The organism is Aeromonas sp. 1805 (genome assembly GCF_013085525.1).
GTDB classification, from domain to species: domain Bacteria; phylum Pseudomonadota; class Gammaproteobacteria; order Enterobacterales; family Aeromonadaceae; genus Aeromonas; species Aeromonas hydrophila.
In genome coordinates, this window is sequence record NZ_CP038515.1 from 1,786,079 (window position 1) to 1,799,606 (window position 13,528).

The 13,528-nt window shown below is 58.3% G+C and carries 11 protein-coding genes; 5 read left to right on the top strand and 6 right to left on the bottom strand.

What is annotated here, in order from left to right; all coding sequences use genetic code 11:
- Positions 1-755 precede the first annotated feature (755 nt).
- Positions 756-1,406 (bottom strand): ribosome biogenesis GTP-binding protein YihA/YsxC, encoded by a 651-nt coding sequence (gene yihA, locus E5E96_RS08470; protein ID WP_017410586.1) that lies wholly within the window; start codon positions 1,404-1,406, stop codon positions 756-758.
- 142 nt (positions 1,407-1,548) lie between these two features.
- On the opposite strand from yihA, the gene E5E96_RS08475 reads away from it, so the two are divergent.
- The 4 genes from E5E96_RS08475 to hemN all read left to right on the top strand — a co-directional run bounded on the left by E5E96_RS08475 (position 1,549) and on the right by hemN (position 5,425).
- Positions 1,549-2,166, top strand: a complete 618-nt coding sequence (locus E5E96_RS08475) for a cytochrome c (protein WP_016349084.1) — start codon at positions 1,549-1,551, stop codon at positions 2,164-2,166.
- 827 nt (positions 2,167-2,993) lie between these two features.
- Positions 2,994-3,572 carry a Der GTPase-activating protein YihI gene (gene yihI / locus E5E96_RS08480; RefSeq protein ID WP_171281929.1) on the top strand — a complete coding sequence of 193 codons (579 nt, stop codon included), beginning with the start codon at positions 2,994-2,996 and terminating at the stop codon, positions 3,570-3,572.
- 11 nt (positions 3,573-3,583) lie between these two features.
- On the top strand, positions 3,584-4,024 hold the full coding sequence (locus E5E96_RS08485; RefSeq protein WP_171283214.1) for a DUF2489 domain-containing protein: 441 nt from the start codon (positions 3,584-3,586) through the stop codon (positions 4,022-4,024).
- 27 nt (positions 4,025-4,051) lie between these two features.
- The gene (gene hemN / locus E5E96_RS08490) at positions 4,052-5,425 is read left to right on the top strand and encodes an oxygen-independent coproporphyrinogen III oxidase (RefSeq protein ID WP_171281930.1); all 1,374 of its coding nucleotides are present in this window, start codon (positions 4,052-4,054) and stop codon (positions 5,423-5,425) included.
- A 67-nt stretch (positions 5,426-5,492) separates the two neighbouring features.
- Here the strand turns inward: hemN and add are convergent, their stop codons facing one another.
- The 5 genes from add to glnA all read right to left on the bottom strand — a co-directional run bounded on the left by add (position 5,493) and on the right by glnA (position 11,282).
- Entirely contained in the window at positions 5,493-6,494 is a 1,002-nt protein-coding gene (gene add / locus E5E96_RS08495) for an adenosine deaminase (RefSeq protein ID WP_171281931.1), read from the bottom strand.
- Positions 6,495-6,635: 141 nt separating this feature from the next.
- On the bottom strand, positions 6,636-8,054 hold the full coding sequence (gene glnG / locus E5E96_RS08500) for a nitrogen regulation protein NR(I) (RefSeq protein ID WP_010635441.1): 1,419 nt from the start codon (positions 8,052-8,054) through the stop codon (positions 6,636-6,638).
- Positions 8,055-8,063: 9 nt separating this feature from the next.
- A complete protein-coding gene (gene glnL, locus E5E96_RS08505) occupies positions 8,064-9,119 on the bottom strand; it encodes a nitrogen regulation protein NR(II) (RefSeq protein WP_011704282.1) in 1,056 nt (351 codons plus the stop codon).
- Positions 9,120-9,199: 80 nt separating this feature from the next.
- Complete coding sequence (locus tag E5E96_RS08510; protein ID WP_171281932.1) at positions 9,200-9,781, bottom strand: DUF4124 domain-containing protein; 582 nt, start codon at positions 9,779-9,781, stop codon at positions 9,200-9,202.
- Between the two features lie 91 nt (positions 9,782-9,872).
- Positions 9,873-11,282, bottom strand: coding sequence for a glutamate--ammonia ligase (gene glnA, locus E5E96_RS08515; protein WP_011704284.1), 1,410 nt, complete (start codon positions 11,280-11,282; stop codon positions 9,873-9,875).
- A 351-nt stretch (positions 11,283-11,633) separates the two neighbouring features.
- On the opposite strand from glnA, the gene typA reads away from it, so the two are divergent.
- Entirely contained in the window at positions 11,634-13,445 is a 1,812-nt protein-coding gene (typA, locus tag E5E96_RS08520; RefSeq protein ID WP_011704285.1) for a translational GTPase TypA, read from the top strand.
- The last annotated feature ends 83 nt before the right edge of the window (positions 13,446-13,528 follow it).

Sequence of the window (13,528 nt, forward strand, 5' to 3'; positions counted from 1 at the left end):
TCCAAGTTGTGCTGACTAACTAGATAGTTGAGGAAGTGCTAGCTAGTCACCTTTATAACTCCCCGGTATTCGTACTGGGGATTTTTTTATCTATATGAAAAGTAACATGATTTATGTAATTCATTTTTCTTGAAACTTAATTACATAAATTACTTTCACTTTCTGCTGCTTTGCTATACAGTTAGCAACGTAGGGTACAGAGGTAAGATGTTCTATCTTTCAGACCTTTTATTTCACGTAATTGAATGTGGCTGAATAGCGACCCCGGTGAGTCATCATCGGGGTGTTTTTTTATGGGTTGCATTTAGAGTAAATGCTTTAATGTTGGCGAATATTTGTTAGAATGAAGGGGCTTCTTGAGGAAAGCCAGTCGTCTTTGTTCTCAAGATTTAGCTTCTTCCCAATTTTTGAACTGATTGTTTAAGGCCGGTACTGCGCTTGCAGAACCGGCCTCATTTTTATCCTTTCCATTGACTGTTTTGTAATAAAATTTCAATTTGGTACTTATTTGGTGAGGAAGCGCCCCCGCCAGCATCTATTTTTGAAAACGTTGCCAATGGGATGAAAAGTTAATTGTTATATAGAATTAACTATTTATCCCATTGATAAAAATGGTGTTTCAAGAACTCATCGTAGGGAGTGGGCGATGTCACTAGCGAGAGGGGGTTATGGCAAGCAGACTGAAAGCCTTTCAATCAGCGGAGGAGCTGCTCCGCCAATTGCAGGGTTTGGTTGTGGTGCATACAGGACGTAGCTTACTCCTCGAGCTGTGCTTGCTCACCGTCAGCCATTTCATCGGCGCCCGCCAGATACCAGCCAGTCAGTGTCTGTGCCAGTTTTTCGACCCCGATCTGGGTCAGGGAGGAGAAGGCTTCCACCTGGATCTGCGGACCCAGCTCGGCTACGGCCTGGCGTACCTTGATGACCTGATTGTTGCGCGGACCTGGGCTCAGCTTGTCGGCCTTGGTCAGCAGCAGCATGACCGGCAGTTTACGGTGAGAGCTCCACTCCAGCATATTCATATCGGTATCTTTGAGCGGATGGCGGATGTCCATCAGGATCACCAGACCTTTCAATGACTCACGACGCTGCAGATATTCCGCCAGCGACTTTTGCCACTTGAGCTTCATTTCCAGCGGAACCTGCGCATAACCGTAGCCCGGCAGGTCGACCAGACGCTTGCCCGGTTCCAGCTCAAACAGATTGATCAGCTGGGTGCGTCCCGGCGTCTTACTGGTACGAGCCAGGTTCTTGTGCTTGGTCAAGGTATTCAATGCAGATGACTTACCGGCGTTGGAACGGCCGGCAAACGCAATCTCGACACCCCCATCATTTGGCAGGTGACGGATGTCGGGTGCGCTGGTCACAAAATGCACCTTATTGAAATTCAGAGTTTGTGTATCCAACGTAAATTCCCCATAGAGATAGAGGGTTATAGAGTTACTTTTTTGTGAAATCGTGTAAAATGGCGTCGCTTAAACGCGTTTATTTTAACATGCCTTCAGCGGCATGGGATCTGGAAGCCTAATAACGAGAAGTTGGAACGCCATGAAGAACCTAGTCATTACTCTTGCTCTGATGGTTGGCGTAACGGGGATGGCACAAGCCAAGGGCGATGCCGCTGCGGGACAAACCAAGGCTGCCGTTTGCGCGGCTTGTCATGGACCGGACGGCAACAGCCTAGTCGATATGTACCCCAAGATTGCTGGTCAGCACGCATCATATATCAAAAAGCAGTTAGTTGAACTGAAGGCTGCAGCTTCTGGTCAAACTGGCCGGGTTGCTCCCATCATGGGGCCGATGGCGCTTCCTCTGTCTGAACAGGATATGGAAGACCTGGCAGCTTACTTCTCCAGTCAGAAGGTGACGCCGCTCGCGGTACCCGATGACGCCGTCGCTGCAGGCAAGGCGCTGTACATGGGAGGGGACATGAGCCGTGGTCTGGCTGCCTGTACTGCCTGTCATGGTCCGCGCGGCTCGGGCGTCGAGCAGGCCAAGTATCCGAGCCTGTCCGGCCAGCATCCTGCCTACATCAAGGCCCAGCTCACGGCTTTTAGGGCCGCTGCCCGTGACAACGACCCGAACAGCATGATGCGGGACGTTGCCAAGAAGCTGACCGATCAGGATATCGAAGTACTGTCCAAATATGTGGCAGGTCTGCACTGATCAAGCTGGATGATATTATCTCATTGATATTGACGAGGAGCCGCCGGCTCCTCGTTTCTTTTCGGCCTTTAACACCATTTGGCCAATTTTTTCTCGCATTGTTGTAAGAGATCTCCCATTCATCAGCCTGGCCAGGGCTTAAACATTTTTAGAAAAATGCTTAGTAATTCATTAATTTCAATATGTTAAATGACAATAAGTCGTTTATCTCCGTTTGAAAACGTTCCTGATGGATTGAGTGACTTTATTAAATTGATACAGTGGATGCATGGAATGACCCACGCGGCGGTTCACGACCGGGATGTCGTGAAGACAGGATGTCGATGAGGCTGGATGCCAAGGGCCACGTGAGTGGCAGGCAATGGATTGAAAGACCAGGATGGTGACCGTTCAGGAAGAGCGGGGCTGCGGGAAGCAACCACCCCAGAAGATGGCCGGACGTCGTCTGCATGGGTCAGGCAAGCACACGCACATTCAGGATCGACCAATTAAGGTCAGGATGACCATACACAAGATATGATGCGCAGAAGTATCACCACGGACAGGGTGATTTGCAGCCAGGGATGGGACTCGCATAAACATATCAAGGCAGCTTCGGCTGCCTTTTTTCTTTTGGGTCATTAACCCGCTTGGTCATTCTGTGTCAAAATACCAGCAACATGCCCAGAGGATGCCGATCCTGCGGTATTCGAAGGCCATTTATGGCCGGATTGGTGCGGGATCCCGCTCTGTTTCTAATCCATCGTCCCCCGTGTCAGCATCCTCTTCCGGACCCTTTCGAACCGGAAACGGGTTTCAATCCAGTTATTTGTCGGAGTCATTCATTCATGTCGGCTAAACAACCCAATCGCAAACCTGCCGGTAAGCGCAAAGAATCAGATGCCAGTGCCCAGGAAGGCCGTGAGCGCAAACGCGCCGCCAAGCGCAAGGGCTTGAAGGCAGGATCCCGCCAGCAGGTCGAGCAGGCCGGCAAGAAGAGTGGAAGCAAACAGGCCAAGGATCCGCGCATCGGTTCCCGCAAGCCGGTTGCCCTGATCGTGGAAGAGAAGAGCAGCAAGCCGGTCGCGCCCAAGCAGCTCAAAGAGAAGAAGCTGGTGATGACGCCGGAGCAGGAGCTGGCCTCCATCGAGAATGATGATCGCCTGAATGACCTGCTGGATCGGCTCGATGCCGGTGAGACCCTGGAAGCAACCGAGCAGGCCTGGGTCGATCAGCGGGTTGACCGCTATCAGGAGCTGATGGACGAGCTTGGCATCATCGACACCGATGATGACGAAGACGAAGCTGACTTTGATGAGGCCGACTTTGACGAGCCGGGCCAGCCCGCCTCCGAAGAGGAGCTGTGGGATCGTTTCACCCAGGTCGACTATCAGCCAGAGCCCAAGCCTGAGCCGAAGAAAAAGTGATGAGTGGATGGATGCTGGCCGCCTTGTTGGGCGGCCTGATTTTGTTGGGACTGGCCTGGTATGCCGGTACCCTGCTGGCGCGTCTCAAGCGCCAGCACGACAGCCAGCAGCAGGCTATCGCGGCCCGCAATGAGCGGATCCTCGAGAGTGTCAGGATGATTGCCCATGCGGTACGGGATGGTCAGTGTGACTACTCCGAGGGCGCCATCCGGCTGACCAATCTGCTGGATGCGTTGCAGATCAAGGGCGGTCGCGCCTTTGCCGGCGAATTTCCGGGTTTGTACGGTCTCTACGAGAAGGTGAAGGAGATGCCGACTCATGAGGCGAGACGGGCCCTCAAACGCAATGAAGTCATGAAGATGGATCTCGAACGCAGTGGCTATGAGGCCGAGCTGGAGGCGCAGATCCTTGAGGATGTGGCCAGACTGAAGGATTTTCAGTTAAGCCGGTGAGCCGATAACAAAAAAGAGGAAGCAAGCGTGCAAGCAGAACAGATTGTGTGGGATCAGGCCCTGATCGAGAAGTATAACTACAGCGGTCCGCGTTACACCTCCTATCCCACTGCGCTGGAGTTCAACGAGGGTTTCGGTTATCCGGACTTCGTCCAGGCAGCGAGCCAGTATCCGGCGCGCAACCTGTCGCTCTACGTGCATATCCCCTTCTGTCACAAGCTCTGCTACTACTGCGGCTGCAACAAGGTGATCACCCGTCACCGCCACAAGGCCGATCAGTACCTCGATTTTCTCGAGCAGGAGATCAAGGCGCAGGCCCCGCTGTTCAAGCAGCGGCTGGTGACCCAGCTGCACTGGGGCGGCGGCACGCCCACCTATCTGGATGAACCCCAGACTCGCCGACTGATGGCCATGTTGCGGGAGCATTTCCACTTCGCCGAAGAGGGCGAAATCAGCATCGAGGTGGATCCGCGCGAGATCGAGCTCTCCATGCTGGACGTACTGCGGGAGATCGGCTTCAACCGCATCAGCCTCGGCGTGCAGGACTTCAACAAGGAGGTCCAGGTCGCGGTCAACCGCGAGCAGGACAACGACTTCATCCGCGCCATGCTGGAGCGGGCCCGCGAACTGGGCTTTCGTTCCACCAACCTGGATCTCATCTACGGCTTGCCGCACCAGAACCGGGAGAGCTTCCATCACACCCTGGAAGAGGTGCTTAAGACCGACCCGGCCCGCCTCTCCATCTTCAACTATGCCCATCTGCCGAGCCGTTTTGCCGCCCAGCACAAGCTGAAAGAGGCGGATATGCCGGCGCCGCAGGAAAAACTGGCCATGCTGCAGGACACCATCGCCTTCCTGATCGGCCGTGGTTATCAGTTCATCGGCATGGATCACTTCGCCAAGCCGGACGACGAGCTGGCAGTGGCCCAGCGTGAGGGCAAGCTGCACCGCAACTTCCAGGGCTATACCACCCAGGGGGATTGCGATCTGCTGGGGCTGGGGGTCTCCTCCATAAGCATGATCGGCGATGCCTATTCCCAGAACCAGAAAGAGCTCAAGGCCTACTATGGTCAGGTGGAAACGCTGGGGCATGCCCAGTGGAAGGGGTGTTCTCTCAATCAGGACGACCTGATCCGCCGCGAGGTGATCAAGCGCCTCATCTGCGATTTTCGCCTGAACTTTGCGGCCGTCGAGCAGGCCCATGGTCTGGTGTTCAGGGAGTACTTCGCGGAGGATCTCAAACTGCTGCAGACCTTCATCGATGACGGCCTGGTGCGGATGACCGAAGAGGGGCTGGAGGTGGTCTCCACCGGTCAGCTGCTGATCCGCAACATCTGCATGTGCTTCGATGTCTACCTGCGCAACAAGGCGCGCCAGCAGCAGTTCTCCCGGGTGATCTAAGCCGGTCGATGCTGTTGGAAAATAAAAAAACCGCCGAGAGGCGGTTTTTTTATTGGGCTTGGCTGTATCAACGCTGGGCTGCGCGGGTACTCAGCTCGGCCTTTTCGGTCTCGCTCAGGAAGGCCAGGGTCAGGCCGTTCTGCTGGGCGGCGCGGATCTCACTCACCGTCATGCCGGCAGCCGGGGCCGCCACCTCGTATTCGTGGGGCAGGTCGATGCCTTCTACCGCCGGGTCGTCAGTGTTGAGGCAAGCCAGCACGCCGGCGGCCAGGAACTGGCGGATCGGGTGCTCGGTCAGGCTCGCCACCGTGGTGGTCTGAACGTTGGAGGTGAGGCAGGACTCGATGCCGATGCGGTGCTCGGCCAGATAGGCCATCAGGGCCGGATCCTGAACGGCTTTGACGCCGTGGCCGATACGTTCGGCACCCAGCTCGCGAATGGCCTGCCACATGCTCTCGGGGCCGGCGGCTTCACCGGCGTGCACGGTGACGCGCATGCCCGCATCACGCACCCGGCGGAAGTGGTCGGTGAACAGCTCACCCGGGAAGCCCAGCTCATCGCCGGCCAGATCGATGGCAACCAGCCGATCGCGATGGGCCAGGCAGGCATCCAGTTCTTGCTGGCACTGCTCGGTGCCGAAGGTGCGGCTCATGATGCCGATCAGATTGGTCTTGATGCCGAAGTCGCGGCTGCCAGCCGCCACGCCGTCGATGATGGCCTCGACCACGCCCTGCGGGTGCAGCTTGTGGGCCATCGCCATGTAGGCCGGGCTGAAACGCAGTTCGGCATAGTCGATACCGGCGCGCAGCAGATCTTCCACGTTTTCGTAGGCGACCCGGCGGCAGGCGTCGTAATCGGCCAGCACGGCCACACCCCAGTCCAGCTTCTTGAGGAAGGCGACCAGGCTCGGTTCATTCTCGACGATCTGCACATGGGGGCGCAGCGCTTCCAGCTCGAAGGCGGGCAGTTGAATGTTGTGCTGACGGCCCAGCTCGAGGATGGTCTGCGGGCGGATGTTGCCGTCCAGATGGCGGTGCAGGTCGGTCAGGGGAAGAGATCTGTCAATCATGATGGCGCCTTCTTCGAGTCGGGTGTGAAAGCCTGCCATTCTAGGCAGGGATCTCAAAAAAGATACCCCGTTTGAAATCAAACGGGGTCTTATTGGTCGGTGATTTGCCAAGGCGTGATGGGAATCGTTTTTCCCAAGGACTCAGGAGAGGTCGAGCTCCTTCAGCTTGCGGGTGAGGGTGTTGCGCCCCCAACCCAGCAGCCGTGCCGCCTCCTGTTTGTGACCATGGGTATGGTCCAGCGCGGTTTCCAGCATGATCCGCTCGAACTGGGGCAGGGCATCGGCCAGGATGTCGGTCTCCCCCAGCGCCAGCTTGGCGGCGACCCAATCCTGCAACTGCTGCTGCCAGCCGCCGGACAGGGCAGGTTGACCCGGTTCGGCGGTGCTGGTGATGGGGGTCAGCAGCTCGGTGGGCAGATCGCTCACCAGCACCTCCTGGCCCGAGGCCATTACGGTGAGCCAGCGGCAGACGTTCTCCAGCTGGCGCACGTTGCCCGGCCAGGGCAGGCGGCTGATGTAGGCTTGGGTATCCGGATGCAGGCTCTTGGCCTCCACGTTCAGCTCCTTGGCTGCCCGCAGCAGGAAGTGCTGGGCCAGCTGGGGAATGTCCTCACGCCGCTCCTTGAGGGCGGGAATGTGGATCCGGATGACATTGAGGCGGTGGAACAGGTCTTCCCGAAATTCGCCGTCGGCCACCCGCTTCTCCAGATTCTGGTGGGTGGCAGCGATGATCCGCACATCCACCTGCACCGGCTGATGGCCGCCGACCCGGTAGAACTGGCCGTCGGCCAGTACCCGCAGCAGCCGGGTCTGCACATCCAGCGGCATGTCGCCGATCTCGTCGAGAAACAGGGTGCCGCCGTCGGCCTGTTCGAAGCGGCCGTGGCGAATGTTGTTGGCGCCGGTGAAGGCTCCCTTCTCATGGCCGAACAGTTCCGATTCGATGAGATCTTTCGGGATGGCGGCCATGTTGAGGGCGATGAAGTTCTTGTGGGCGCGCGGGCTGTGCTTGTGCAGGGCGTGGGCGACCAGCTCCTTGCCGGTACCGCTCTGGCCGTTGATCAGTACCGAGATGCTGGAGCGCGACAGCCGGCCGATGGCCCGGAACACCTCCTGCATCGCCGGTGCCTCGCCAATGATCTCCGGGCTGCTGGCCGGATCCTGCTGGCGTGCCTTGCGTTTGGTGCGTTGCTCCTTGAGGTGATTCTCGGCGCGGCGCACCAGGGTGACCGCCTCGTCGATGTCGAATGGCTTGGGCAGGTATTCGAAGGCACCGCGCTGGTAGGCATTGACCGCGCTGTCGAGATCCGAGTGGGCGGTCATGATGATGATGGGCAGGTCGGCCTGGCGGCGATGGATCTGCTCAAGCAGGCTGAGGCCGTCGATGCCGGGCATGCGGATGTCGGAGAGGATCACGTCCGGTGAGCGCATCTCCAGCGAGCTCAGCAGCGCCTCGCCATCGGCGAAGCTCTCGCACTCGAAACCTTCACTGCCGAGGGTGCGCTCCAGCACCCAGCGGATAGAACTGTCGTCATCGACGATCCACACTTTTGCTGTCATGACGTTCCCTTATTTGCGAAGCGGTAGAAAGATGGTGAATTCGGTGTGGCCGGGCCAGCTGATGCAGTCGATCCGCCCCTTGTGCTGATCGATCAGGTTCTGGGCGATGGAGAGGCCGAGCCCGGTGCCCCCCTCCTTGCCGGTGATCATCGGATAGAAGAGGGTGTCGCGGATGGCGTCCGGGATGCCGGGGCCGTTGTCGATGATCTTGATCTCGGCCGCCAGCCGGTAGCGCTGGCCGTGGATAGTGATCTGGAACGCGGTGCGGGTCTTGATGCGGATGAGGCCGGTCTGCTCGCCGATGGCCTCGGCGGCGTTGCGCACCATATTGAGGAAGGCCTGCTGCAGCTGGTCCGGCTCCATCTCGAACTCCGGGATGCTGGGATCGTAATCCCGCTCGATGCGCACCGTCGGTGGCAGCTCCAGCTCTACCAGCCGACGCACCTGCTCCAGTACCGAGTGGACGTTGTGCATCTGGTGACGACCCGGGCGCTGGGGACCGAGCAACCGATCGACCAGCACCCGCAGCCGGTCGGCCTGTTCGATGATGATGCCGGTATATTCGCGCAGGGCGGGGTCGGGCAGCTCCTTTTGCAGCAGCTGGGCCGCGCCGCGCAGACCGCCGAGGGGATTCTTGATCTCGTGGGCCAGGCCGCGCACCAGCTCCTTGGCCGCCTGCTGTTGGGCATGCTGCTGCAGCTCCTGGCTGATCTTCTTCTGCTGGTCGATCTTGCGCAGCTCCACCACCATCAGCCGTTGCTCATGATCGGCCAGCGGGCTGACGCTCATCTCCACCAGTCTGGGCTCTCCTTCCACCACCAGGGTCACTTCGCTATCGGTGAAGCCCTGCCCCGAGCTGAGGCACTGCTTTAGCCTCTGCAGATCGAGAGAGATATGCTCCAGCAGGTGGGGCAGTTCGATACCGATCAGCCGGCGCTGACTGAGGGAGAGCAGCTGCTCGGCGGCGGGGTTGACGAACTGGATGCAGAGCCGTTCATCCATCAGAATGACGGCGGTCAGCAAGTTATCGAGCAGTATCTTGGCTTGATCCGGGCGGGTTGGCACAGGTTTCTCCCTAAAACGGTGCTATACACCAGCAATGCACCAATGTGGTGCATTTAGTCTACCCGTATCGAGGCACAGGATCACCCCTTGTTGTTGAGGGGGGTCACTTTGGGTGCAGGATCGATGCTGGCCCGGTGCAGGTAGAAGGTGACTGGCTTGGATTTAGCAAGGATCGTACCGTCTTTGGCGAGCAGCTCGAGCTGGGCCTCATGGGCACCGCGATCGAGGTTTTCGACCCGAATGGCGAGCGAGTTTTTAACGATGGGGGCCGCCTTGCCGTCCAGGGTCAGGCGCACATCGTACTGGGTCGGCGGTTGGGGGCTGATCTGACCCTGAAACACCACGTTGCCGGTGTTGTCGCGCAGGGTGCTGCCCTGTTCCGGGGAGAGCAGTTCGATCACCAGCTTGGCCGCTTCCTTCTCTTTCTTGGCGTCGACGCCGGTCAGGCTGTTGAAGTTGTCAACTTGCACCGAGCGGGGTGAACTGCCGATGAAGGGGGCGACGCGCAGATCGACCTCCTTGGCTTTCTGGCCGGGAGGAGGGGCATCCGTGTAGTGAACGACCCCCTGGCTGTCGGTCCAGGAGTATACCTTGGCAGCCTGGGCGCCGGTGGCGGCCAGCAGCAACAGGCTCAGCATCCATACTGGGTTGGTGTTTTTCATCCATCTCTCCTTGACGGGATTTTGCTTAATCCTATCAGAGAAAAAACCCGCCTGTCGGCGGGTTTGGTCAAGTTCTGAGCTGGGTTCCGGATTAAACGGAGTAGTACAGTTCGAACTCCAGCGGGTGCGGGGTCATGCGCACGCGGTCAACGTCCTGCTGCTTCAGCTCCAGGTAGGAGTTGATGAAGTCGTCGCTGAATACGCCGCCGCGGGTCAGGAACTCGCGATCCGCATCCAGCGCGGCCAGGGCTTCGTCCAGAGAGCCGGCCACGGTCGGCACTTCGGCTGCTTCTTCCGGCGGCAGGTCATACAAGTTCTTGTCCATGGCATCGCCCGGGTGGATCTTGTTGATGATGCCGTCCAGACCGGCCATCAGTTGAGCTGCGAAGGCCAGGTACGGGTTGGCAGCCGGATCCGGGAAGCGGACTTCGATGCGGCGAGCTTTCGGGCTCGGCACGACCGGGATACGGATGGAGGCAGAGCGGTTGCGGGCAGAGTAGGCCAGCATGACCGGTGCTTCATAACCCGGTACCAGACGCTTGTAGGAGTTGGTGGTCGGGTTGGCGAAGGCGTTGATGGCCTTGGCGTGCTTGATGATGCCGCCGATGTAGTGCAGCGCCATCTCGGACAGACCGCCGTACAGGTCGCCGGCGAACAGGTTGACGCCGTTCTTGGCCAGGGACTGGTGGCAGTGCATGCCGGAGCCGTTGTCACCGAACATGGGTTTCGGCATGAAGGTGACGGTCTTGTTGTAGGCGTGGGCCACGTTGTGGATCACGTACTTCAGCACCTGCACTTCATCCGCTTTCAGGGTGAGGGTGTTGAAACGGGTCGCGATCTCGTTCTGACCGGCAGTCGCCACTTCGTGGTGGTGAGCTTCAACGACCTGGCCCATCTCTTCCAGCACCAGACACATGGCGGCACGGATGTCCTGGGAGGAGTCAACCGGTGCAACCGGGAAGTAGCCACCCTTGACGAAAGGACGGTGACCCTTGTTGCCGTGCTCGTAATCGGTACCGGAGTTCCAGGCGGCTTCTTCGGATTCGATCTTCACGAAGCTGTGGCCCATGGTGTTCGAGAAGGTGATGTTGTCGAACATGAAGAATTCCGGCTCCGGCCCGAACAGCACGGTGTCGGCGATGCCGCTGGACTTCAGGAAGTCTTCGGCACGCTTGGCGATGGAGCGCGGATCGCGGTCGTAGCCCTGCATGGTGGCCGGTTCCAGCACGTCACAGACGATGTTCAGGGTGGTCTCTTCGGTGAACGGATCCAGTTTGGCGGAGGCCGCATCCGGCATCAGCACCATGTCTGACTCGTTGATGCCCTTCCAGCCGCCGATGGAGGAACCATCGAACATCTTGCCGTCTTCGAAGAAATCTTCGTCAACCTGATGGGAAGGGATGGATACGTGCTGCTCTTTACCCTTGGTGTCGGTAAAGCGCAGGTCGACAAACTTGACTTCGTGTTCCTGGATCAGGGCCAAAACGTTCTGGGCTGACATGCTAAGTAACCTCCGGTGTTAAAACTCTTAGGGTGAATGCGTCATCACATTCACATAAGCCAGTATCGTGCCAAGTTTGTGACAGCTTGATTTCAGGGCATTTGGGGCTATCAGCCAGCCCTGAGATCCGCCATCTCAGCGCGTTACGCCTCAAAGTAGTGCATCCATGGATCGTTTTGGTGCACTAAAATGGTGCGCGTTATACGGTCAGCCCCCATCTAAGCAGGCTTTGATCGGAAGGTCTATGATCCTGATCCCCTGTTGTGCGCGAATGTACTGCAATTCTGCTAGGCAGATCACAAAGGCGAGAGTACAATTAGCGCCCAATTTTACCCGGTGATTGAGGCGAGAATGTTAGAGAATTTACGCAATATTGCGATTATTGCGCACGTTGACCACGGCAAAACGACTCTGGTTGATAAGCTGCTGCAGCAGTCCGGCACCCTGGACCGCTCCACGGAAGGCCAGGAACGGATCATGGACTCCAATGATCTGGAACGGGAACGTGGCATCACCATTCTCGCCAAGAACACTGCGATCCGCTGGAACGACTACCGCATCAACATCGTTGATACCCCGGGTCACGCCGACTTCGGTGGTGAGGTAGAGCGCGTACTGTCCATGGTTGACTCCGTGCTGCTGCTGGTTGACGCCGTTGACGGCCCGATGCCGCAAACCCGTTTCGTGACCCAGAAGGCATTCGCCCAGGGTCTGAAGCCGATCGTGGTCATCAACAAGATCGACCGTCCGGGTGCTCGTCCTGACTGGGTAATGGATCAGGTATTCGATCTGTTCGACAACCTGGGTGCCACCGACGAACAACTGGACTTCAAAGTTGTTTACGCCTCTGCACTGAACGGTTGGGCCACCATGGATCAGGACGTTGAGTCCGATAACATGGAACCCCTGTTCCAGGCCATCGTCGACAACGTGGAAGCGCCCAAGGCTGATGCCGACGGTGGTTTCCAGATGCAGATCTCCCAGCTGGACTACAACTCCTATGTTGGCGTCATCGGTATCGGCCGCATCACCCGTGGTCGCGTCAAGACCAACCAGCAGGTCACCATCGTCGGTGCCGACGGCAAGTCCCGTACCGGCAAGGTCGGTCAGGTGCTGGGTTATCTGGGTCTGTCCCGTACCGAAGTGGCCGATGCGCAAGCTGGCGACATCATTGCCATCACCGGTCTGGGCGAGCTGAAGATCTCCGACACCATCTGTGACAACGGCGCCGTTGAAGCGCTGCCGCCGCTCTCCGTTGACGAGCCGACCGTGAACATGACCTTCCAGGTCAACACCTCACCGTTCGCCGGCAAAGAGGGCAAGTTCGTGACCTCCCGCAACATCCTGGAGCGTCTGAACCAGGAGCTGGTCCACAACGTGGCCCTGCGCGTGGAAGAGACCGATGATCCGGACAAGTTCCGTGTCTCCGGCCGTGGTGAACTGCACCTGTCCATCCTGATCGAAAACATGCGTCGCGAAGGTTACGAGCTGGCGGTATCCCGTCCGGAAGTTATCCTGCGCACCGTAGACGGCGTTCTGCAAGAACCGTTCGAAACCGTAACTGTGGACGTGGAAGAAGCACACCAGGGTTCCGTGATGGAGCAACTCGGCCTGCGCAAGGGCGAGATGACCAACATGACCCCGGATGGCAAAGGCCGTGTTCGCCTGGACTTCATGATCCCGAGCCGTGGCCTGATCGGTTTCCAGACCGAGTTCATGACCCTGACCTCCGGTACCGGTCTGCTGTACCACACCTTCGACCACTACGGTCCGCACAAGGGTGGCAGCATCGGCGAGCGTCAGAACGGCGTGCTGATCTCCAACGCTACCGGCAAGGCGCTGACCTATGCCCTGTTCGGTCTGCAAGACCGCGGTCGTCTGTTCATCGGTCACGCGACCGAAGTGTACGAAGGCCAGGTGATCGGTATTCACTCCCGTTCCAACGACCTTACCGTGAACTGCCTGAAGGGCAAGCAGCTGACCAACATGCGTGCCTCCGGTACCGACGAAGCCCAGGTGCTGACTCCGCCGATCCGCATGTCGCTGGAACAGGCTCTGGAGTTCATCGACAACGACGAACTGGTTGAAGTCACTCCGAAGAGCATTCGTATCCGCAAGAAACTGCTGACCGAGATGGATCGCAAGCGCGCCGGTCGTGCTTGATATCTGTTCATCGACAGACAGAGAGAGGCCTTCGGGCCTCTTTTTTTATGCCTGCTCGCCGCGGGCAGGCGGCTGCAGGTGCC

What these genes read in the sequence shown, in the direction of transcription:
- E5E96_RS08475 (WP_016349084.1), top strand. Translation starts at nt 1,549, where the DNA reads ATGAAGAACCTAGTCATTACTCTTGCTCTGATGGTTGGCGTAACGGGG.
- yihI (WP_171281929.1), top strand. Translation starts at nt 2,994, where the DNA reads ATGTCGGCTAAACAACCCAATCGCAAACCTGCCGGTAAGCGCAAAGAA.
- E5E96_RS08485 (WP_171283214.1), top strand. Translation starts at nt 3,584, where the DNA reads ATGCTGGCCGCCTTGTTGGGCGGCCTGATTTTGTTGGGACTGGCCTGG.
- add (WP_171281931.1), bottom strand. Translation starts at nt 6,494, where the DNA reads ATGATTGACAGATCTCTTCCCCTGACCGACCTGCACCGCCATCTGGAC.
- glnG (WP_010635441.1), bottom strand. Translation starts at nt 8,054, where the DNA reads ATGACAGCAAAAGTGTGGATCGTCGATGACGACAGTTCTATCCGCTGG.
- E5E96_RS08510 (WP_171281932.1), bottom strand. Translation starts at nt 9,781, where the DNA reads ATGAAAAACACCAACCCAGTATGGATGCTGAGCCTGTTGCTGCTGGCC.
- glnA (WP_011704284.1), bottom strand. Translation starts at nt 11,282, where the DNA reads ATGTCAGCCCAGAACGTTTTGGCCCTGATCCAGGAACACGAAGTCAAG.
- typA (WP_011704285.1), top strand. Translation starts at nt 11,634, where the DNA reads ATGTTAGAGAATTTACGCAATATTGCGATTATTGCGCACGTTGACCAC.